Source organism: Variovorax sp. YR752, from assembly GCF_943372545.1.
The window spans coordinates 1-20,107 of the sequence record NZ_CALRZC010000022.1 but is presented as its reverse complement, the minus strand read 5'-3'; the positions used below and the strand labels follow the sequence as shown (position 1 = coordinate 20,107).

Below are 20,107 nucleotides of genomic sequence, written 5' to 3'. Positions count from 1 at the left end.
CGATGCCCTGATGGCGCGCGAACGCTGGCAGGCGCGCTGGCTGCTCGCCGCGCCGCACCGGCTCGGGTTCTTCGCGGCGGCCTGCCTGCTGGCCTGCTCCGCCCTGTGGTGGCTGGCCTGGATGCTGTCGCGGCATGCACTGGGCATCGCCTGGTTCTGGGCGGTGTCGCCCGGGCTGGCGCACGGCCTGTGGTTCGCCTTCGGCTTCATGCCGCTGTTCTTCACCGGCTTCGTGTTCACCGCGGGGCCGAAGTGGCTGCGCCTGCCGCCGGTCGATGCGCGTTCACTCGCGCCCGCGGTGGCGTCGATGGTGGCGGGCTGGGGGCTGTTCGTCGCCGGCGTTCACATGCAGCCGCTGCTCGCCGCACTCGCCCTGGTGGTGGTGGCCATGGGCTGGACCGCGATCCTGCGGCGGCTCGCGCGCCTGCTGGGGGCGAGCACCGTAGGCGATCGCAGCCACCTGCGGGTGATCCTGGGCGCCGGCGGCGTCGGCGCGCTGGCGCTGCTCGCCAGTGCCGCCTGCCTGGTGGCCGGCCGCGAGGACGCCGCCCGCGCTGCCGTGCAGGCAGGCCTGTGGGGCTTCATTGCACCGGTCTTCGTCGCGGCAGCACACCGCCTGGTGCCCTTCTTCGGTGACTTGGCCTCGCCGAGGCTGGCCGCGTGGTGGCCACAGTGGCTGCTCTGGACGCTGATCGGGCTGTGCGCCGCGCGGTGGCCGTTCGCGCTCGCCGATCTGTGGTGGTGGCCGCAGTCCGCGGCGTGGCGCGCACTGCAGATGAGCGTCGACGGCTCCGGCGCGCTGCTGGTGGTCACGCTGTGCTGGCGCTGGGCGCGCCTGCAGGGCCTGCGCACGCGCATGGTCACCATGCTGTACATCGGCTTCGCCTGGCTGGGCCTGTGCTTCGCGCTCTCGGCACTGTCGCAGGCGCTGCTGTGGGCGAGCCAGGGCACGCGGGCGCTGGGCCTGGCCGCCCCGCATGCCTTCACGATGGGCTTCCTGGGCAGCACGATGCTGGCGATGACCACCCGCGTGGCCAGCGGCCAGGCGGGCCGCTCGCTGGCGGCGGACCGTCCCGCCTGGGCGCTGTTCCTCGTGCTGCAGCTCGCAGTGCTGCTGCGCATCGGCGCGGCGCTGTGGCCGGCGGTCGAGCCCGCGTTGCTGATCGTCGCCGCGCTGGCCTGGTCGGGCGCGGTGGGCGGCTGGGCACTGCGCTATGGCGCCTGGTTCGGGCGGCCGCGCTTCGACGGCCGGCCGGGTTGAGCCGCAGTCATTTTGTGACAAGCATCAAGTTGGTGCGTCGGCTGTCGAAATAGATGACGCAATCTGACGATGCCGAGAACGGCTGGTCGGGTAGTAACAACCAACGATAGGTGCGTCACCAATGACAGCAGTTCCAGCCACCGGCGTGCACACCACCGCTCCTGTTCGAGGCACCCCGACGGACGCCGGCTTCTTCGCCCACCACGGCCTGTGGGCCCCCGGGGTGCGTCTGTTCCGCCGGCTGCGTTTCAGTGCCAAGGCGGCGATCATCTCGCTGGCCTTCGTCGTCCCGCTGCTCGGCCTGCTCGGCTGGCAGCTCCAGCACCAGGCGGACCTGTCGTTGAAGGCGCGGCAGGATGCGACGCGCCAGCACGTCGAGATCGCGCACGGCATCGTCGCCCGCGCACAGGCCCAGGAGGCGGCGGGCAGGATGAGCCGCGAGCAGGCGCAGCAGCTCGCCCGTGACACCCTGGCCGCACTGCGCTACGAGGGCAGCGAGTACTTCTGGATCAACGACATGCACCCGCGCATGGTCATGCATCCGATCAAGCCGGAGCTCGACGGCAAGGACGTGTCGGAGAGCAAGGATCCGAACGGCCAGTACCTGTTCAAGGCCTTCGTCGCCAAGGTGCGCGAGAGCGGCAAGGGTTTCGTCGCCTACCAGTGGCCCAAGCCAGGCAGCGACAAGCCGGTCGACAAGATCTCCTACGTGCAGGGTTTCGAGCCCTGGGGCTGGGTGATCGGCTCGGGCATCTACATCGGCGACCTGCGCGATGCCCTGCAGCGCCAGCTGCTGACGGATGCAGCCATCGTCGGCGTATCGCTGCTGCTGGCCGGCTACCTGTTCCTGAGCTTCTACCGCGTGATGGATGGCGGCCTGAAGGAGACGCGCCGCCACCTGCGTGCGATGACCGAGGGTGACCTGACCACCTCGCCGTCCCCCTGGGGCAACGACGAGGCGGCACAGCTGATGCTGGAGCTGCGCCTGATGCAGGACTCGCTGCGCGGCATGGTGCTGAGGGTGCGCCGCTCGAGCGACGAGATCGTGCACTCGAGCAGCGAGATCGCCAGCGGCGCGATGGACCTGTCGGCGCGCACCGAGCAGGCGGCGGCCAACCTGGAGCAGTCGGCGGCGTCGATGGAGCAGATCTCCTCGACGGTGAAGAGCAGCGCCGACAGTACCGCCGAAGCCGCGCGCGTGGCCGGCCAGAACGCCGAGATCGCCGGCCAGGGCGGCCAGGTGATGCAGGAGGTGGTGCAGACCATGGACAGCATCCGCGACTCGTCGGCGCGCATCGCCGACATCATCGGCACGATCGACGGCATCGCCTTCCAGACCAACATCCTCGCGCTCAACGCCGCGGTGGAGGCAGCGCGTGCCGGCGAGCAGGGCCGCGGCTTCGCGGTCGTCGCCGCCGAGGTGCGCACGCTGGCGCAACGTTCGGCCGCGGCGGCGCGCGAGATCAAGGAGCTCATCGGGCGCAGCGTCGAGCAGGTCGAGGCCGGCAGCGGCATCGTCGGCCAGGCCGGCAAGACCATGGCCGAGATCGTCGCCGCATCGCAGCGTGTCAATCAGTTGCTTGGCGAAGTGGCCAACGGCGCACGCGAGCAGAGCCTGGGCATTGCGCAGATCGGTTCGGCGGTGCAGGACCTGGACCGCATGACGCAGCAGAATGCCGCGCTGGTGGAGCAGACCGCCGCAGCCTCCGGTGCGATGAAGGACCAGGCGCAGTCGCTGGCCCACGAGGTCGACCGCTTCCGGCTGCCCGCCGGTGCCGCGCTGGCAGAGTCGAGCGCCGTGGCCGCCGAACCAGGCGCCGACTTCGACTTCGACAAGGCCATCGATGCACACCGCCAATGGAAGGTGAAACTGCGCAAGGCGATTGCCGACAAGGCCAGTCTCGACGCCGAGACGATCTGCCGCGACGACCGCTGCCCGCTCGGCCAGTGGATCCACGGCGCGGGCGGGCGGCGCTGGAGCGGCCAGCCCGGTTTCGTTGCGCTGCTGGAGAAGCACGCCGAATTCCACGCCGCGGCCGGTGCCGCAGCGCGCCAGATCAACGCGGGCGCCTATGCCGACGCCGAGCGCCTGATCGGCTCGGGCTCGGTGTTTGCGCTGGCGTCCAACGAGGTCAGCACGCTGCTCACGCGCGCCAAGCGCGGGCTGTAGTTCACGCCGTGCGCGGTGCCGGCTGATGCAGATCGCCCGGCGCCCGCGCGGCCGTCGCTACGATGCCTGCATGCGTCGTCTGCTGCCGCCTCACCATCTCGTCTTTCTCGCCGCGGCATCGTGGGCCGCGGCGCCGCTGGCCGCTGCACCGGTGCAGACGGTCTGCACCATCACCGTCAACTCCGCCGACGAGAAGGAGACCTTCCGCCGGCACCTGCCCGAGGCGAAGTACCGCTTCGTCGAGCTGGTCGAGCGCGGCCGGCCTGACTGGCTGGCCTCGTCGTGCCGCGAGGCGGTGTCGTGCGACGTGCTGGTCATCTCCGGCCACTACGACGGCGGCAACGAGTTCTTCTCCGACCAGCTCGATGTGCGCGAATTCCTGCCCGTCTCCGAGCTGGAACGCGCCTCCTGCAGCGGATCGTGCCCGGGGCTGTTCTCGCAGCTCAAGGAGGTCTACCTGTTCGGCTGCAACACGCTGAACCCGCAGCCGCAGAGCAGCGCCTCCTCGGAGATCGTGCGCGGCCTGGTGCGCGAGGGCCTCCCGCCGAAGGAAGCCAAGCGCCAGCTGCAGTCGCTCGCTGCCGCGCACGGCGAGAGCAGCCGCGACCGCATGCGGCAGATCTTCAAGGACGTGCCGGTGATCTACGGCTTCTCGTCGTCGGCGCCGCTCGGGCCGATCGCGGCGTCCACGCTGGAGCGTTACCTGCGCAGCAGCGGCGAGCGCGAGATCGCACGTGGCCACCCCAGCGGCCGGCTGCTCGGCTACTTCGCGCCGTTCTCGATGGCCGTGGCCCAGGGCATGACTGACACCGACCCGCACCTGCAGGCACGGCGCGACATGTGCCAGTTCGCCGACGACCGCCGGCCGGTGGCCGAGAAGCTCGACTTCGTCCACCAGCTGCTGCAGCGGCACGCAGCGGAGGCACGGCTCTACCTCGACCGCATTCAGCGCCTGACGACCACGCTCGACGCACCGGCGCGGCAGGAGCCTGCCGTGGCGCGGGCGCTGCAGGCCATCGCGGGCGATGCCGCGGCGCGCGAGCGCTTCCTCGACGACGCGCGAGGCGCCGAGCAGGCGACGGTTCGCGTGCGCCTGATCGACGTCGCACGCGACCTGGGCTGGCTGACGGAAGACAAGCGCTGGGAGGAACTCGCGCTGATGCTGGGCGAACTGCTGGCCCGCCCCGAGATCGGCGTGCCGGAAGTCGGGCTGGCCTGCAGCCTGAACGCGCAGGGCGACCTCGATGGCGCCTTCAACCGGCGCGTGGTGCCGGGCAGCGCGGCCGACGACGTGCCGCATGCGGCCGTGCGCGCCTGCCTGGGCAGCGCCGAAGGCCGTGCGCGCACGCTGCAGGCGCTGCTCAGTGCCAACGAAGCGGACGTCGTGATCGCGCAGGCCTACCTGCGCCATCGGCCGATCAGCGACGACGCGGAGCTGCGCGGCGTCGTCGCCGGCATCGCCGCGATGGCGCCCGGCGATGCGCAGGTTCGTGCGCTCGAGTCGCTCGGCCGCCACTATCTGTCCGACGAAGAAGCGCTGCACATGCTGACCGACCTGTTCGCGCGCACGCCGTCGTGGGACGTGCAGAACGCCATCGCCGGCATCCTGATCCGCGCCGATCGGCAGTCGCTCGGCCGCACACGACTGCTGCTCACGCTGCTCGAGCAGCGCCGCTCCTTGGCGTCCGGCAGCAACATGGTCGACGCGCTGATCCTGCGCTTGCAGACGCCCTGAACGGCCCCAGACATGACCGAGGTCAAGCGGCAGGCCAGTGCCGGGCGTTACATGCCCTTTCCACACCGCCGGCGCTTGTGGAACACTTACCCCATGGTGTATCGAAGCCGCCTCACCCGCATCGCACCGCGCCTGTCGGCCGTGGTGCTGGCCTGTCTGGGATCGGCCTGGTCGCTTGGCGCCCAGGCCGCACCGAAGACGGTGTGCACCGTCACCATCAACTCGGCCGACGAGCGGGAATCCTTCCAGCGCCACCTGCCGGCGGGCGACTACCAGTTCGTCGAACTGGTGCAGCGCGGGCAGCCGGACTGGCTGGCCTCGGCGCGCCGGCGCGGCGTGAGCTGCGACGTGCTGGTCATCTCGGGGCACTTCGACGACGGCACCGAGTTCTACACCGACCGCCACGACGACCGCGAATTCCTCACCGTTCATGAAATGCAGCACGAGTCGTGCAGCACGTCGGGTAACGGTTTGTTCTCGAAGCTCAAGGAGGTGTACCTGTTCGGGTGCAACACCTTGAAGTCGGACCCGCGCCACGTGGCTGCCGGCGAGATCCTGCGCAGCCTGACCCGCGCCGGCCAGACGCCGGCCGAGGCCGAGCGCACCGCCGCGCAACTGAGCGCGCGCTACGGCCAGAGCAACCGCGACCGGCTGCGCCACATCTTCAAGGATGTGCCGGTGCTCTACGGCTTCTCGTCGAAGGCGCCGCTCGGGCGCTATGCCGGCCCCTTGATGGAGCGGTACTTCAAGACTGCGCCGGCGGGCGAGGTCGCCAGTGGCCGGCCGAGCCAGACGCTGCTGGGCCTGTTCGGGCCGACGTCGATGATCGCCGTGCCGGGACTGACCGATGCGGACCCGCACGCCGCTTTCCGACAGGACATGTGCCGCCTGGTCGACGACCGGACCACCGATGCCCAGAAGGTGGCCTTCATGCACGAGGTGCTGCAGCGCGACGTCACCGAAGTGCGCATGTTCTTCGACCACCTCGAGCGTTACGCCGCCTCGCTGACGCCTTCGCAGCGGCTGGTGCCCGCGGTGGCCTCGGCGCTGCGCGAGATCGAAGGCGACAGCCAGGCGCGCGCGCGCTACCTGCAGTTCGCGCGCGATGCCGACCAGGCGTCGGTGCAGACGCGCATGATGGCGCTGGCGCGCCAGTTCGGCTGGCTGACGCCCGCGCAGGAGCAGGCCGAGTTCGTGCAGATGATCGCCCAGCGCATGGCCCGCGGCAGCGTGGGCCGGCACGAGGTGGACCTGGTCTGCTCGACGCAGAAGGAGCGCGACGGCAGCCTGGCGACGCAACTGCTCGCGCTCGGCCCGAGCCGGCCCGACACGGTGGCGCACTCGGCCGTGCTCGCCTGCCTGGGCAGCCCCGAGGCCCACGAGCGCACCGTGCATGCGCTGACCAGCGCGCAGGACGAGGACGTCGCGATCGCGCAGGTCTACCTGCGCCACCGCCCGCTGGCCGACGTGGCCGAAGTGCGTGCCGTCACCACTGGCATCGGGCGCATGACCGCCGCCGGCGCGCAGGTGCGCGCCCTCGAGACGCTGGCACGCCAGCGCTTGGCCGATGCGCAGAGCCTGCAGGCGATCGCCAGCCTGTTCCCGCGGGCGCGCTCGCTCGACGTGCAGCGAGCCATCGCCGGCATCCTGATCCGCGCCGACCACAAGATGCTGTCGCGCGCCGACCTGGCCCGCTCGCTGCGCCAGCACCGCCTGCGCTCACCCGACGGCCACGACGTGATCGACGCGCTGATCCGCGTGCTGCAATCGGCCTGATCGAGGCACGCCGCGCGGTCAGGCGTGCGACTTGAGCGGCACCGCCGGGTCGCAGGCCACGGCCGGCGCCGGGCTCTTTCCGGTCTCGAGCAACTTGCGCGCCGCGATGTGGTCCATCGGCGCGTTGACGCTCTCGACGCAGACCAGCCGTTCGCCGACGTAGTGCAGCAGCGAAAAACTCGCCGGTGTCGCTCCTGGGCGGCGGTGGCGCACGCCGTCGGCCGGCATCAGCCCGGCCATCTGCAGGCGCATGCCGCCCTGCTCCGACCAGAACCAGGGCAGCGCGCGGTAGGGCTCGGGCGCGCCGGTGATCGTGGCCAGCGCGGTGCGCGCCTGGTCATTGGCGTTCTGCACCGACTCCAGCCGCAGGCGGCGTGAGCTGCCGTGCTCGGGGAAGTTGGCGCAGTCGCCGATGGCGAGGATGGCGGGGTCCGAACTGCGCAGCGAGGCGTCGACGACGACGCCGCCGGCCTGCAGATCGCAGTCGAGGCCGGCTGCCTGCGCCAGCGAGGTTTCGGGCGTCGCACCGATGCCCATCACCAGCAGCTCGACCGGCTCGCGCTGGCCGTTCACCGACAGCGCCGCCAGTCGGTCGCCCTCGATGACGAAGTCGCTGACCTTGACACCGAGGCGAACGTCGATGCCGCCGGCGCGATGCGCGGCCAGCACATGCTCGGCGAGTTCCGGCGAGACCGAGCGCTGCAGCAGCCGCGGCGCGGCTTCCAGCACGGTGACCCGCTTGCCCAGCATCGCGGCGGTGGCCGCAATCTCCAGGCCGATGAATCCGCCGCCCAGCACCGTCACACGCTGCGCGGCCTCGAGCAGGCCGCGCAGGCGCAGTGCGTCGGCGGCACTGCGCAGCGCCGCCACATTGGCCAGCGTGGTCGGCAGCGCAGGCAGCGTGCGCGCCGCCGCACCGGTGGCCAGCACCAGCCAGCCATAGGGCAGCACCGCGCCGGAGCGCAGCGTCAGCGTCTTCGCTGCACGGTCGATCGCCACCGCTGCATCCCCGCTGTGCAGCGTGATGCCGGCCTCGGCAAACCAGGCTTCGCCGCGATGCAGCTGCAGCGCCTCGCTCGGGCTCTTCAGGAAGGCCTTGGACAGCGGTGGACGCTGGTAGGGCAGCTCGGTTTCGTCACAGACCAGGTGCGTGCTCGGGCCCAGCCCGGCTGCGGCGAGCGCGTTGCACAGCTGCACGCCGGCATGGCCGCCACCGACGATCACGATCGGGGTGCTGTTCTCACTCATCGTTGTTCTCCTCGTCGCCCGCGCTGCGCGCACGCCGCTTCGCCGCCGCCTTCGGGAAGCGCTGCGCGACGTAGCGCGCAGTGGCCACTTCGACCTCCGGCAGGTTCTCGTGCAGCCGCTGCAGCAGGCCGATTAAGGTTTCGACCTCGGCTGGCTTCAGCACCGAGAGGAAGGCGCGCTCGCGCTCCAGCGCCACGCCGAGGATGCGGTCGTGCAGATCGCGGCCCTTCTTCGTCAGCGTGGCGATGCGCAGCCGGCCGTCGTCGGCGTCCAGCCCGATGGTGACCAGGCCGCGCGACTGCATGCCCTTGAAGCAGCGGCTGACCGAGGCCTTGTCCATGCCGATCACGCGCGAGACCTGCTGCGCGGAGATCGAGCCGTGGATGGCCAGCAGCACCAGGCAGCGCCAGGTCTCGATGCCGACGTCGAAGACGGCGAGGTAGTGCTGTGAAGCGCCGCGCGACAGCTTGTTGGCGATCCAGGTCAGGAAGGCCGGCACGTAGCGCTCCAGGTCGACGACCTCGGAGCCGATCTCGGGGGTGGCCTGGCGCCGCGAGGTGGCCATTGCCTACTGCTGCCGCTCCGGGACGCGCACCACCAGGCCCTGCAGCGCGGCGGTGAGCTTGATCTGGCACGAGAGCCGGCTGGTCGGGCCGCGCTCGGCGGCGGTGCACTCGAGCATCTCGAGCTCGTTGGCCAGCGGGGCGGGGAGCTTGTCCGCCCAGGCCTCGTCGACATAGACGTGGCAGGTGGCGCACATCGCCGAACCGCCGCACTCGGCGACGATGCCGGGCACGCCGGCACCGGTGGCCGCGGCCATGACGCTGACGCCCTCGGGCGCCTCGAGGCCGCGCTCGCTGCCGTCGGCCAGGATGAAGGTGATGTCGGGCATGGTCGTGGACTTTGCAGGAATCAGGCAGCGATGAAGTTCAGCGGCAGGGTGTCGAGCGCACGCAGCGTGTTGTTCAGGCGGCGCGTGTGCGGCCCGGCGATCTCGATGCGCTTCACGCGCTTCGCGATCGCCGTCAGCACCACTTCGCCCTCGAGTCGCGCCACCGCCTGGCCCACGCAGCCGTGGATGCCGGCACCGAAGGCTACGTGGCCGCTCGGGCGCCGCTCGATATCGTAGCGGTCCGGCTCCGGCCACTTGCGCGGGTCGCGGTTGGCGGCGGCGAGCATGCACAGCACCTTGGTGTTCTCGGCCACCGGCAGGCCGGCGATCTCGCAGTCGCGCACTGCCGTGCGGTAGAAGGTCTGCGCGGTCGATTCCCAGCGCAGCGCCTCCTCGAAAGCCGGGCGGGCGAGCGACGCGTCGGCATGCAGCTTCGCGTAGTGCTCGGGGTGATGAGCGAGCGCGAACAGCGCGTTGCCCAGGCCGTTGATGGTGGTGTCCACGCCAGCCGACAGGAAGCTGCGCACCAGCAGCGGCGCCTGCTCGTGGCTGATCTCGCCAGCGTCGGCGGCCTGGTAGATCTGGTCGCCGAAGCCGCCGGGGCGCAGGTGTTCGCGCTGGCAGTGGTCCATGATCCATTGCGTCACCGGCCCCATGCGTTCGGCCGCCTTGGCCAGCAGCGCGTTGCGCGGGCCCATCGAGTTGAAGATCAGGTCGCCGTAGACCAGCAGGTTCTCGCGGCCCTCGTCTTCCACGCCCACCGCATCGGGGAAGACCTTCAGCGGGTAGATCTGCGCCAGGTCGTGGATGCCGCAGATGGAGCCCTTCTCCAAGCAGCGCTCGACCATCTGCTCGGCCACCGCGGTGAAGGTCGCGCGGATCTGCATCACCGCCTTCGGGCTGAGGATGCGCGAGAGCACGGCGCGCGTCTGCGTGTGCAGCGGTGGGTCGGCCTCGAGGATCAGGCTCTTCGGGCGGAACGGCGTCTCGAGGTTGAAGTTCGACAGGCCGACGCCGGCGCCGGAGATGAAGGTGGCGTGGTCGTTGAACACCGCGTGCACCTGCTCGTGGCGCGCGCAGGCCACCAGGCTGGGGTAGGGCGTCAGCTTGACCACCGGCCCGGCCTCGCGCATGCGCTGGTGCATCGGGTAGGGGTCGATCAGGTTCTCGGCCGAGTACGGGTCGATGTCCAGCTCGGGGAGGTTCGCGGTCTCGTTCATCGTTCTTCCTTTCAGTGCGCGCTTCAATGCGCGGCCATGCCGACCAGGCGTTCGAGCGTGGCGGTGTCTTCACGGAGCTGGGCGGCGCGGGCTTCGTGGACCACGGCGCCGCGCTCGAGCACGAGCGCGCGATCGGCGTAGCCCAGGGCTTCGCGTACCTGCTGCTCGACGATCACCACCGTGATGCCGCTGTCGTGGCTCAAACGCGTGAAGGCGGCGAGCAGTTCCTGGCGGATCAGCGGCGCCAGGCCCTCGAGCGGTTCGTCGAGCAACAGCAGGCGCGGTTGGCCCAGCAGCGCACGCGCCACCGACAGCATCTGCTGCTCGCCGCCGCTGAGCTGGTGGCCGCCGTTGCGGCGCCGTTCGGCCAGGCGCGGGAAGAGTGCGTAGGCCTCGTCGAGCGCGCTCTTCGGCCGCCGCTTGAGGCCGGCGATCAGGTTCTCCTCGACGGTGAGCGAGGGAAAGATGTCGCGCGTCTGCGGCACCAGGCCGAGGCCGCGGGCGGCGCGCTGGTGCGGTGCAAGGCCGGCGAGATCCTCGCCGTCGAAGACGATGCGGCCGCGCGTCAGTTGCGCCAGGCCCATGATCGCCGACAGCGTGGTCGTCTTGCCCACGCCGTTGCGGCCGATCAGCGCCAGCTTCTCCTGCGGCGCGACCGTGAGGCTCAGGCCGTTGAGCACGGTGATCGGGCCGTAGCCGGCGACCACGTCGTGGAGTTCAAGCAGGGCGGCCGCCATCTCAATGCCCCAGGTAGGCAGTGCGCACGCGCGGGTCGTTGCGGATCGCCTCGGGCGTGCCGTCGGCGATCACCGCGCCTTCGGCGAGCACGACGATGCGCTTCGCGAAGCGGAACACGAGGTCCATGTCGTGTTCGATGATCAGCACGGCAAGCTCGCTCGGCAGCGCATCGAGTGCGGCAAGCAGGCGGGCGCCCTCGCCCTGCGGCACGCCGGCCATCGGTTCGTCGAGCAGCAGCACCTTGGGGCGCAGCGCGAGGGCCAGCGCCATTTCGACAAGCCGCTGCTCGCCATAGGCCAGGCGCTCGGTCGGCCAGCCGGCGTGTTCGCCGAGGCCCAGATCGCGCAGCAGCGCCTGCGCTTCGGCAGCCAGCGCCGGGTAGCCATCGATCGAGCGCCAGAAGCGGCCGGTCAGACCCTCGCGCTCGAACAGCGCCAGTTCGACCTGCCGCTGGACCGGCAGGTGCGGGGCCAGGGTGGTGATCTGGAAGGTGCGTGCCAGGCCCGCGCGCACACGCTGCGCCTGCGAGCGGCGCGTCACGTCCTCGCCGTTCAGCCACACGCTGCCCGAGCTCGGCGCCACCGTGCCGCTGAGCTGGTTCACGAGCGTGGTCTTGCCGGCGCCGTTCGGGCCGATCAGCGCGAGGCGATCGCCGGCGTGCAGTTGCAGCGAGACCTGGCGGGTGACGTGCAGGCCACCGTAGCGCTTGTCCAGTTCGCGCGTCTCCAGCAACAGCCTGCTCATGCACGTGCCCCCAGCCGCGCACGCAGCCAGCCCCAGGCCTTCTGCGGCGGCACCAGCACCACCGCCATCAGCGCGGCGCCGATGACGAACAGCCAGTGGTACGGGTTGATCGACGCCGCCGTGTGATGCAGCAGCGTGAACACCACGGCACCGATCAGCGCGCCGCGCAGCCGCCCGGCGCCGCCGAGGATCAGCATCACCAGCGCCTCGGCCGAGACGGCGAAGGACAGGCTGTCCAGCCCGACGATCGCGTTGGTCTGTGCCGACAGTGCACCCGCTGCGCCAGCCATGGCACCGGCCAGCGTGTACATCGCCAGCAGCCGGGGGATCACCGGCGTGCCCAGCGCCGCCATGCGGGCGCGGTTCTCGTGGATGCCGCGCACGGCCAGGCCGAAGGGCGAATCGACCACGCGGCGTGCGACGTACAGGCCCAGCGCCAATGCGACCAGCGCGTACAGCGCGGCGGTGCGGCCTTCGAGGTCGAAGGCGAAGCGGCCGAAGATCGGGGCCATGCTGAAGCCGGTCAGGCCGTCGTCGCCGCCGGTCCAGTCGCGCGCCTTCTGCGCCAGGCTGGCGGCGATCTGCGCCACGGCCACGGTGAGCATCAGGAAAGTGAAGCCGTGGTAGCGCAGCAGGAAGGCGCCTGAGGCCAGCGCGAGCAAGGCGCCCGCACCGATGCCGACGGCCAGGCCGAGCAGCGGGTCGGGGTGCGTGTGCAGCGCGAAGATGCCGGCCGCGTAGGCGCCGGCGCCGAACAGCGCGGCATGGCCGAGCGTCGCCAGGCCGGCGATGCCGACGACCAGGTCGAGCGACAGCACGAACAGCGCGGTGATGGCGATGCGCGTCAGCAGGCCGAGCTGGTCGGGCAGCGCCCACCAGGCGACCAGGCCGAGGGCGAGCACGATCAGCGGCTCGCGCCAGGGTAGTGCCACGCGCGCTGCTTGAGAGTCGATGGCACTCATCGCTTCAACAGCCCATTCGGCCGCCAGGCCAGCAGCACGGCCATGGCGAGGAAGAAGAACAGGCTGCCCCAGTCGGACGCGAGGTACTTGCTTGCTGTCTCGACGATGCCCAGCGCCACCGCGGCGAGCAGCGAGCCCGGCAGGCTGCCCATGCCGCCGACCGCAACCACAACCAGCACGAGCACGAGGTACTTCAGCGCGTAGTAGGGCTCGAGCGGCATCAGCTCGGCGCCGAGCACGCCGCCCAGGCCGGCCAGCGCCGCCCCGGCCGCGAAGCTGGCGCACTGCACGGTTCGGATCGGAATGCCCAATGTCGCCGCCGTGTCCGGATGGTCGACCGCCGCGCGCAGCCAGACGCCGAAGCGCGTGCGCGTCACCGTCCAGGCAGCCACAGCGGCGACGACCAGGCCGGTGCCGATGACCAGCAACCGTTGCGCCGGCAGCGTGCGAAAGCCCAGGTCGACCGACTGCGCGATCAGCGGCGGCAGCACGATCAACTGCACCTGCGGGCCTGCCAGCGCGTTGGTCAAGGCGATCAGGAAGAAGCTCAGCCCGATGGTGAACAGCACCTGCTCGAGCTCGCTGCGCCGGTAGAGGTGGCGCAGCACCAGGGCCTCGAGCAGCGCGCCGAGCGCGGCGACGAGCAGCAGCGCCACCGGCACCGCGATCCAGAAGCTCCACTGCGCCTCGCGGGTGAGCAGCGCGGCCGCGTAGCCGCCGATCATCGCGAAGGCGCCGTGCGCGAGATTCACGAAGCGCATCAGCCCCAGCGTGACCGACAGGCCCACGGCGATGATGAACAGCACCATGCCGTAGGCCAGGCCGTCGATCAGCACATTGGCCAGCAGTTGCATCGCAGCGCCTAGTTTCTCGACGGGTCGCCGGCTTACTTGTCCAGGCCGAAGTCGACCTGCGGGCCGAAGCTCTGGACCTCCTTGTTGACCAGCAGCGAGCCGGCCTTCTCGACCTTGCGCAGGTAGACGTTCTGCACGATGTGGCGCGTCTTCGGGTCGATGCGCACCGGGCCGCGCGGGCTCTCCCATTGCAATGTGCGCGCCGCGGCGATCGCCTTCAGGCCGTCCTTCTGGCCACCGGTGGCCTCGATCATCTTGTGGATCACGTGCATGCCGTCCCAGGCGCCGACCGACGCGTAGTTGGCGATCGCGTTCGGATCCTTCTTCTTCAGCGCGTCGACGAAGGCCTTGTTGGCCGGCGACTCGTGCGCCGCCGAATAGTGGAAGGCGGTGGTCAGGCCGAGCGCCGAATCGCCGAACTTCTGCAGGTCGAACTCGTCGGTCTCGGCGGTGCCGAGGAACTGGATACCGGCCTTGGCCAGGCCGTTCTCGTTGTAGGCCTTGACGAAGCCGAGGTTGGGCGGGCCGCCGGGCAGGAAGGTGTAGACCGCCTGCGCGCCGCTGGCCTTGATGCGCTGCACGAAGGGCGCGAAGTCGGTGGTCGCGATCGGCATGCGGATCGACTCGACCACCGTGCCGCCCTGCTTGGTGAATTCGCTCTTCCAGGCCGTCTCGGCGTCGATGCCGGGGCCGTAGTCGGTCACCGCGGTGACGACCTTCTTGATGTTGTTCTTCGCTGCCCACTGCGCCAGCGGCACCGTCACCTGCCACAGCGTGTAGCTGGTGCGGATGAAGAACTCGCTCTTGTCGGTGATCGCCGAGGTGGCGGCGTTGAAGATCACCGTCGGCGTCTGGCTCTGCTGGATCAGCGGCGCCACCGCGAAGGCGTTCGGCGTGAAGACGAAGCCGCCGAGGTAGTCGACCTTGTCCTTGACGATCAGCTCCTGCGCCAGCGTCTTGGTCTGGCCCGGGTTGGGGCCGCCGGTGTCGCGGTAGATCAGCTCGACGTCCTTGCCGGCCAGCTTGCCGCCCTGCGAGGCGATGTAGGCCTCGGCGCCGTTCTTGAACAGCGTGCCGTAGTGGGCGAAGGGGCCCGAGAACGGGCCGACGATGCCGACCTTGACCGTCTGCGCCGCGGCGCCGAAGGCAGCGAACGAGGCGATGAGGGCGGCGCTCGAAGCGACCGCGCGGCGGCGGGTGCACAGGTTCATGGGGTGTCTCCGGGTGGGTGCGCCGCAGAAAGGCCCGGGCGCGTGTTGATCTGCCGCAATGGTCGGCCGAAATAGTTGGTAAGTCAACTAGTTGGTATGGCAACCAAATGCGGGTTTCACCCGATGTGCCTTCCGCCAGTGGGGCTTTGCCCAGGGTCAAGGGATGACGCATCGGGCACCATGCACCCTGTCTTTTCATCCAGGTCAAACGCACGCGGAATCGACCCCGCTACCGTGCGCCCTCGCACCCGGAGACACACAACATGCAAGAGACCCGCAAGCCCGCCGACCCGACGCACACGCCGCACAACCTGCCGGCCCAGCCGATCAGCGAGGAGGTGCTGATCGAGAAGTACGCCAAGGGCGACGAGCGTTCCGTCGCCGCCGTGCATGCCCGCGTGGCGCGTGCGCTGGCGCAGGCCGAGCCGGCCGAGCAGCGCAAGCAGTGGGAAGAGCGTTTCGCCGCCGCGCTCGATGCCGGCTTCGTGCCGGCCGGGCGCATCCAGTCGGCGGCCGGCACCGACCTATCGGCCACGCTGATCAACTGCTTCGTGCAGCCGGTCGGCGACTCGATCGCCCAGGACGACGAAGGCCACCCCGGCATCTACACCGCGCTGACCGAAGCTGCCGAGACCATGCGCCGTGGCGGTGGCGTGGGTTACGACTTCTCGCGCATTCGCCCGCGCGGCGCCTGGGTGGGCAGCACGCAGAGCAGCGCCTCCGGCCCGGTCAGCTACATGCGCGTGTTCGACCGCAGCTGCGAGACGGTGGAGAGCGCCGGCGCACGCCGTGGCGCGCAAATGGGCGTGCTGCGCTGCGACCACCCGGACATCGAGGAGTTCATCCACGCCAAGGACGGCGGCGACCTGAAGAACTTCAACATCTCGGTGGGCGTGACCGATGCCTTCATGGAGGCGGTGCAGGCCGATGCCGACTTCGAGCTGGTGCACCGCGCCGAGCCCGGCACGGCGCAGAAGGCTGCCGGTGCCTACCAGAAGGAAGCCGCCAGCCAGGGCGCGCATGGCAGCTGGGTGTACCGCAAGCTGCGCGCGCGCGACCTGTGGGAACAGATCATGCGGTCGACCTACGACCACGCCGAACCCGGCGTGCTGTTCCTCGACCACATCAACCGCGACAACAACCTGTCGTACTGCGAGACGATCGCGAGTACCAACCCCTGTGCCGAGCAACCGCTGCCGCCCTACGGCTGCTGCTGCCTCGGCTCGATCGACCTGACACGCTTCGTGCGCGACCCCTTCGAGCCGAACGCCTCGTTCGACGAGGCCGCGTTCGCGAAGGTCGCCAAGGTGGCTACGCGCATGCTCGACAACGTGCTCGACGTGACGGTCTGGCCGCTGCCGCAGCAGCAGCAGGAAGCGCGCAACAAGCGCCGCATCGGCCTGGGCTTCACCGGCCTGGGCGACGCGCTGGTGATGCTGAACCTGCGCTACGACACGCAGGAGGCGCGCGCGATGGCACGCCGCATCAGCGAGGCGATGCGCGATGCGGCCTACGAGGCCTCCAGCGATCTGGCGCGCGAGCGCGGCGCCTTCCCGCTGTTCAACGCCGACCTGTACCTCAGCGGCAGCACCTTCGCCTCGCGCCTGCCGCAGGCGCTGAAGGACCGCATCCGTGCCAACGGCCTGCGCAATTCGCACCTGCTGTCGATCGCGCCGACTGGCACCATCAGCCTGGCCTTTGCCGACAACGCCAGCAACGGCATCGAGCCGGCGTTCAGCTGGACCTACACGCGCAAGAAGCGCATGCCCGACGGTGGCTTCAAGGAGTACGCCGTCGAGGACCACGCCTGGCGCATGTACCGCCACCTGAAGGGCGAGCGTGCGCCGCTGACCAACGCCTTCGTCACCGCGCTGGAGATGAGCGCGAAGGCGCACGAGGCGATGGTCGCTGCGGTCGCGCCGTGCATCGACACCGCGATCAGCAAGACCGTCAACGTGCCGGCCGACTATCCGTACGAGGATTTCCAGCACCTCTACCTCGAGGCATGGCAGTCGGGGCTGAAGGGGCTGGCGACCTACCGGCCGAACGCGGTGCTCGGCTCGGTGCTGAGCGTGACGCCGACGGCCGCCGCGCCGCTGCAGATCGAGGACAAGAACCGCCGCCTCGCGCTCGACCGCCTGCCGGCGCCGGTGCTGTCGTCGCTGCGCTGGCCGGGCCGGCCGGAATTGCCCGGCGGCAACCCGGCCTGGACCTTCATGATCAACCACCCGTTCGGCAGCTTCGCGCTGTTCGTCGGGGAACTGGCGCCGGAGGGCGGCGGCTCGCCGCAACCGTTCGAGGTCTGGGTCAACGGTGCGGAACAGCCGCGCGGCCTGGGCGCGATGGCCAAGACCTTGTCGATGGACCTGCGCGCCAACGACCCGGCCTGGCTGCAACTCAAGCTCGATGCGCTGACCACCGTGGCCGAGGAGCGTTCCTTCGAGATGCCTTTCCCGCCGCACGGCGAGAAGCGGCTGTTCCCCGGTGTCGTGGCGGCCACTGCGGCGGTGGTGCGCTGGCGCTGCGAGCAGCTGAAGGCGCTGCCGCGGCTTGGCCAGAAGGTTGCCACGCCGGTGATCGACGCGATGTTCAGCCGCGACGAGCCGCACACCGGCCCGTCGGGCACGCTGGCCTGGGCGGTCGATGTCGACAACCCGGCCACCGGCGAACGCTTCACGCTGACGCTCAAGGAAGTGACGCTGCCCGGCCCCGACGGCGGCACCGTGACGCGCCCGTGCGCGGTCGGTTTCAGCGGCAACTACCCGCGCGCGCTCGATGGCCTGGCGCGGTTGCTGTCACTCGACATGCGCGTTATCGACCCGGCCTGGATCGGCATGAAGCTGCGCAAGCTGCTCAACTACGCCGAGCCGCTGGGCCACTTCATGGCCTTCGTGCCGGGGCTGCCGCACGGCGAACGCCGCCAGCAGACCTGGCCGTCGACGGTGGCCTATCTGGCGCGGCTGATCATCCACCGCTACGCGATGCTTGGCGTGCTCGACGAGCAGGGCTTCCCGCTGCGCGACATGGGCGTACTCGAGTCGCCCAAGGGCGGCAGCGCCGCCATCACGCCGGCACTGCAGGCGGGTTCGGTCTGCCCCGAGTGCGGCAACCCGACGGTGATCCACAAGGACGGCTGCGACTTCTGCACCGCCTGCGGGTACGTGGGGCAGTGTGGGTGAGGTCCGCGAGGGCGTAGCGGACAAAAGGGTGCGGGGCTCAGCCCAGACGCAGCAACACGCGGCGCCCCTCCACTTTCACCGGATAGCTGCGCAACGCCTCGGCGACCGGTGCGCAGGTGGGCCGGCCGTCGCGCACGTCGAACTTGCCCTGGTGCAGCGGGCATTCGATCTCATGGCCGTCGAGGAAGCCGTCGCACAGCCGCGCATGGCCATGGGTGCACAGGTTGTCGGTGGCGTAGACCGCGTCGCCGACGGTGTAGAGGGCGATGTCCTGCCCCGCAACGACCACGCCGATCACGTCGTCGGCGGGCAGTTCGTCGGCCGAGAGGGCGTCGATCCAGTTCGTGTCGCTCATGGTCAGATCGGGTAGATGATGGAGTTGGGGATCATCTCGCTGTCGTAGATGCACTCGCGGCGGGCGAACTTCAGCCCGGCCGGCGTGTGCACGATCACGTCGAGGTAGCGGCCGACGTTGAACACCGTCGACGGTTCCGACAGCTTGGTGCGGAACACCGCGTAGTTCGACTCGCACTCGATGCGCCCCGGCTCGGCGTGGCGGATCCGCGGCGGGCCGATCACGTGGCGCTGGTAGTAGGGGTCGTGGAACAGCGTCTCGCGGATGCCGTAGACGCGGTCCTTCAGCATGCCCTTGCTGCTGAAGGCCAGCGTCGCCAGCGGGAAGCCGCGCTCGTGGTTCTCGCGCGGCTGCAGCCGGTAGACGCAGTCGTCGGTGAAGAACTCGGGCCAGAGGTCCCAGTTGCCCGAGTCGACCGCGCTGGCGTAGTCGGCATGGAGCTGGGTCAGTGCCAGCCAGTCCTCGAGGGTGATGGTCGTGCTCATCGCTCAGGCCTCCATCACGTCGCGCCAGTAGCGGTACATGCCGCGGATCAGCGTCTCGGTCACCATGTGCTCGGTGTCCTCCACCTCGTGGCCGCCGAGTTCGGCCAGCGCGCGGTGGAAGGGCTTGCTCTCGAAGGCCTGCTGCGAGAACTCGATCACCTCGCCGTCGTCGGCCGAGACGAAGCCGGCCGGGCCGAACAGGTTGGCCTGGCGCAGGCGGCGCTGCGTCATCTCCTCGCTGTCGTCGTCGAAGCCGAAGTGCGTCCAGACGAAGTCGAAGCTGCCGTGGCCGTTCGGCTGGATGTGCCGCGTCGACACGCTGTTGACCTGCTGCTGCAGGATCACGCTCGGGAAGAGCGTCGTCATCACCGCCGTCGGCCCGCCCCACCAGGGCTCGGGCACGATGTCGAGGAAGCTCGGGTCGTGCAGCTGCATGCCCTGCTTGAAGCTCGACACCTGCGTTACCGCGCCGGCCTGGCCGCTGCTGCCGCGGGTGGAGATCATCGCGGCATGCCGGTGCCTGGCGTCCATGCGCAGCTGTGACTTGTTGTCGGCACGCCAGAGCCCGAAGGTGACGAACCAGGTGTGCAGCAGGCCTGGGTGGTAGGGGTCCTTGATGTTCTCCTGCATCAGCTTCCAGTTGCCCGGGATGCGCTGGCGGTTGTAGCCGAGGATCTTCAGCGTGCGGCCGTTGAACAGGCGGTCGAAGTAGCCGAGGATGGTCGGGCCGAGGTCGTCCTCGAACGACTCCACCCCGGCGTCGAAGGAAGCGAAGACCACGCCGCCGCGTGCGGCCACCTTCAGCTTCGTGAGGCCGTGCTCGCTGGTCTTGAAGTCCGCCGGCATGCCGCCGAGCACCTGCCCGTCCTGCTTGACGCCGCGGCGCAGCGGTACGCCCTGAAGGTCACCCTGCAGCGTGTAGCTCCACTGGTGGTAGGGGCAGACGAAGTCGCGGCGGTTGCCGTGGCGCTCGCGGCAGAAGCGCATGCCGCGGTGCGCGCAGACGTTCTCGATCACGTTGATCGTGCCGTCGGCGTCGCGCACCATGATCACCGAACGTTCGCCGACCACCGTGCGCTTGAAGTCGCCCGGCTTCGGGATCTCGGCCTCCAGGCCGACGTAACACCAGTGGCCCTTGTAGAAGAAGCGCTCGAGCTCGCACCGGTGCAGCTCGTCGCTGGTGTAGGCCGCGAAGGGGATGCGGTGCGTGCCCTCGCCCTCCCAGTGCGGTGCGGTGGGAAACAGCGTCGCTGCCTCGTTCATGCCGGTCTCCTTCA

17 protein-coding genes are annotated in these 20,107 nt (G+C 70.1%); 5 read left to right on the top strand and 12 right to left on the bottom strand.

Annotation, left to right across the window (positions count from 1 at the left end):
• Positions 1 to 10 precede the first annotated feature (10 nt).
• The 4 genes from AAG801_RS07730 to AAG801_RS07715 all read left to right on the top strand — a co-directional run bounded on the left by AAG801_RS07730 (position 11) and on the right by AAG801_RS07715 (position 6,942).
• Positions 11 to 1,261, top strand: a complete 1,251-nt coding sequence (locus tag AAG801_RS07730) for an NnrS family protein (protein ID WP_341887865.1) — start codon at positions 11 to 13, stop codon at positions 1,259 to 1,261.
• Positions 1,262 to 1,382: 121 nt separating this feature from the next.
• On the top strand, positions 1,383 to 3,431 hold the full coding sequence (locus AAG801_RS07725) for a methyl-accepting chemotaxis protein (protein ID WP_341887864.1): 2,049 nt from the start codon (positions 1,383 to 1,385) through the stop codon (positions 3,429 to 3,431).
• A 70-nt stretch (positions 3,432 to 3,501) separates the two neighbouring features.
• Positions 3,502 to 5,166, top strand: coding sequence for a hypothetical protein (locus AAG801_RS07720; RefSeq protein WP_341887863.1), 1,665 nt, complete (start codon positions 3,502 to 3,504; stop codon positions 5,164 to 5,166).
• Positions 5,167 to 5,259: 93 nt separating this feature from the next.
• Positions 5,260 to 6,942, top strand: coding sequence for a hypothetical protein (locus AAG801_RS07715; protein ID WP_341887862.1), 1,683 nt, complete (start codon positions 5,260 to 5,262; stop codon positions 6,940 to 6,942).
• An 18-nt stretch (positions 6,943 to 6,960) separates the two neighbouring features.
• Here the strand turns inward: AAG801_RS07715 and AAG801_RS07710 are convergent, their stop codons facing one another.
• Genes AAG801_RS07710 through AAG801_RS07670 form a run of 9 tightly spaced genes read right to left on the bottom strand, consistent with a single transcriptional unit; the run spans position 6,961 to position 14,811 of the window.
• Positions 6,961 to 8,190 carry an FAD-dependent oxidoreductase gene (locus tag AAG801_RS07710; RefSeq protein WP_341887861.1) on the bottom strand — a complete coding sequence of 410 codons (1,230 nt, stop codon included), beginning with the start codon at positions 8,188 to 8,190 and terminating at the stop codon, positions 6,961 to 6,963.
• The gene (locus AAG801_RS07705; protein ID WP_341887860.1) at positions 8,183 to 8,755 is read right to left on the bottom strand and encodes a MarR family transcriptional regulator; all 573 of its coding nucleotides are present in this window, start codon (positions 8,753 to 8,755) and stop codon (positions 8,183 to 8,185) included. The genes AAG801_RS07710 and AAG801_RS07705 overlap by 8 nt, the downstream gene beginning before the upstream one ends.
• Before the next feature lie 3 nt (positions 8,756 to 8,758).
• Entirely contained in the window at positions 8,759 to 9,082 is a 324-nt protein-coding gene (locus AAG801_RS07700; RefSeq protein WP_341887859.1) for a 2Fe-2S iron-sulfur cluster-binding protein, read from the bottom strand.
• A 20-nt stretch (positions 9,083 to 9,102) separates the two neighbouring features.
• The gene (locus AAG801_RS07695) at positions 9,103 to 10,302 is read right to left on the bottom strand and encodes a cytochrome P450 (RefSeq protein ID WP_341887858.1); all 1,200 of its coding nucleotides are present in this window, start codon (positions 10,300 to 10,302) and stop codon (positions 9,103 to 9,105) included.
• A 23-nt stretch (positions 10,303 to 10,325) separates the two neighbouring features.
• Entirely contained in the window at positions 10,326 to 11,039 is a 714-nt protein-coding gene (locus AAG801_RS07690; protein ID WP_341887857.1) for an ABC transporter ATP-binding protein, read from the bottom strand.
• Between the two features lies 1 nt (position 11,040).
• Entirely contained in the window at positions 11,041 to 11,784 is a 744-nt protein-coding gene (locus tag AAG801_RS07685; protein WP_341887856.1) for an ABC transporter ATP-binding protein, read from the bottom strand.
• Positions 11,781 to 12,716: a branched-chain amino acid ABC transporter permease gene (locus tag AAG801_RS07680; RefSeq protein WP_341887855.1), complete on the bottom strand. Its 936-nt coding sequence runs from the start codon at positions 12,714 to 12,716 to the stop codon at positions 11,781 to 11,783. Before AAG801_RS07680 ends, AAG801_RS07685 begins: the two co-directional genes overlap by 4 nt.
• A 26-nt stretch (positions 12,717 to 12,742) precedes the next feature.
• Positions 12,743 to 13,600 carry a branched-chain amino acid ABC transporter permease gene (locus AAG801_RS07675; protein ID WP_341887854.1) on the bottom strand — a complete coding sequence of 286 codons (858 nt, stop codon included), beginning with the start codon at positions 13,598 to 13,600 and terminating at the stop codon, positions 12,743 to 12,745.
• 32 nt (positions 13,601 to 13,632) lie between these two features.
• On the bottom strand, positions 13,633 to 14,811 hold the full coding sequence (locus AAG801_RS07670; protein ID WP_341887853.1) for an ABC transporter substrate-binding protein: 1,179 nt from the start codon (positions 14,809 to 14,811) through the stop codon (positions 13,633 to 13,635).
• A 263-nt stretch (positions 14,812 to 15,074) separates the two neighbouring features.
• Between AAG801_RS07670 and AAG801_RS07665 the strand changes: the two genes are divergently transcribed.
• Positions 15,075 to 17,990: an adenosylcobalamin-dependent ribonucleoside-diphosphate reductase gene (locus AAG801_RS07665; protein ID WP_341887852.1), complete on the top strand. Its 2,916-nt coding sequence runs from the start codon at positions 15,075 to 15,077 to the stop codon at positions 17,988 to 17,990.
• Positions 17,991 to 18,027: 37 nt separating this feature from the next.
• Here the strand turns inward: AAG801_RS07665 and AAG801_RS07660 are convergent, their stop codons facing one another.
• Genes AAG801_RS07660 through AAG801_RS07650 form a run of 3 tightly spaced genes read right to left on the bottom strand, consistent with a single transcriptional unit; the run spans position 18,028 to position 20,093 of the window.
• Positions 18,028 to 18,345 carry a non-heme iron oxygenase ferredoxin subunit gene (locus AAG801_RS07660; RefSeq protein WP_341887851.1) on the bottom strand — a complete coding sequence of 106 codons (318 nt, stop codon included), beginning with the start codon at positions 18,343 to 18,345 and terminating at the stop codon, positions 18,028 to 18,030.
• Between the two features lie 2 nt (positions 18,346 to 18,347).
• The gene (locus tag AAG801_RS07655) at positions 18,348 to 18,830 is read right to left on the bottom strand and encodes an aromatic-ring-hydroxylating dioxygenase subunit beta (RefSeq protein WP_341887850.1); all 483 of its coding nucleotides are present in this window, start codon (positions 18,828 to 18,830) and stop codon (positions 18,348 to 18,350) included.
• A 3-nt stretch (positions 18,831 to 18,833) separates the two neighbouring features.
• Positions 18,834 to 20,093 (bottom strand): aromatic ring-hydroxylating dioxygenase subunit alpha, encoded by a 1,260-nt coding sequence (locus AAG801_RS07650; RefSeq protein WP_341887902.1) that lies wholly within the window; start codon positions 20,091 to 20,093, stop codon positions 18,834 to 18,836.
• Positions 20,094 to 20,107 lie beyond the last annotated feature (14 nt).

Coding starts and splice junctions, on each gene's coding strand:
- AAG801_RS07730 (WP_341887865.1), top strand. CDS start 11: ATGGCGCGCGAACGCTGGCAGGCGCGCTGGCTGCTCGCCGCGCCGCAC.
- AAG801_RS07725 (WP_341887864.1), top strand. CDS start 1,383: ATGACAGCAGTTCCAGCCACCGGCGTGCACACCACCGCTCCTGTTCGA.
- AAG801_RS07720 (WP_341887863.1), top strand. CDS start 3,502: ATGCGTCGTCTGCTGCCGCCTCACCATCTCGTCTTTCTCGCCGCGGCA.
- AAG801_RS07715 (WP_341887862.1), top strand. CDS start 5,260: ATGGTGTATCGAAGCCGCCTCACCCGCATCGCACCGCGCCTGTCGGCC.
- AAG801_RS07710 (WP_341887861.1), bottom strand. CDS start 8,190: ATGAGTGAGAACAGCACCCCGATCGTGATCGTCGGTGGCGGCCATGCC.
- AAG801_RS07705 (WP_341887860.1), bottom strand. CDS start 8,755: ATGGCCACCTCGCGGCGCCAGGCCACCCCCGAGATCGGCTCCGAGGTC.
- AAG801_RS07700 (WP_341887859.1), bottom strand. CDS start 9,082: ATGCCCGACATCACCTTCATCCTGGCCGACGGCAGCGAGCGCGGCCTC.
- AAG801_RS07695 (WP_341887858.1), bottom strand. CDS start 10,302: ATGAACGAGACCGCGAACCTCCCCGAGCTGGACATCGACCCGTACTCG.
- AAG801_RS07690 (WP_341887857.1), bottom strand. CDS start 11,039: ATGGCGGCCGCCCTGCTTGAACTCCACGACGTGGTCGCCGGCTACGGC.
- AAG801_RS07685 (WP_341887856.1), bottom strand. CDS start 11,784: ATGAGCAGGCTGTTGCTGGAGACGCGCGAACTGGACAAGCGCTACGGT.
- AAG801_RS07675 (WP_341887854.1), bottom strand. CDS start 13,600: ATGCAACTGCTGGCCAATGTGCTGATCGACGGCCTGGCCTACGGCATG.
- AAG801_RS07670 (WP_341887853.1), bottom strand. CDS start 14,811: ATGAACCTGTGCACCCGCCGCCGCGCGGTCGCTTCGAGCGCCGCCCTC.
- AAG801_RS07665 (WP_341887852.1), top strand. CDS start 15,075: ATGCAAGAGACCCGCAAGCCCGCCGACCCGACGCACACGCCGCACAAC.
- AAG801_RS07660 (WP_341887851.1), bottom strand. CDS start 18,345: ATGAGCGACACGAACTGGATCGACGCCCTCTCGGCCGACGAACTGCCC.
- AAG801_RS07655 (WP_341887850.1), bottom strand. CDS start 18,830: ATGAGCACGACCATCACCCTCGAGGACTGGCTGGCACTGACCCAGCTC.
- AAG801_RS07650 (WP_341887902.1), bottom strand. CDS start 20,093: ATGAACGAGGCAGCGACGCTGTTTCCCACCGCACCGCACTGGGAGGGC.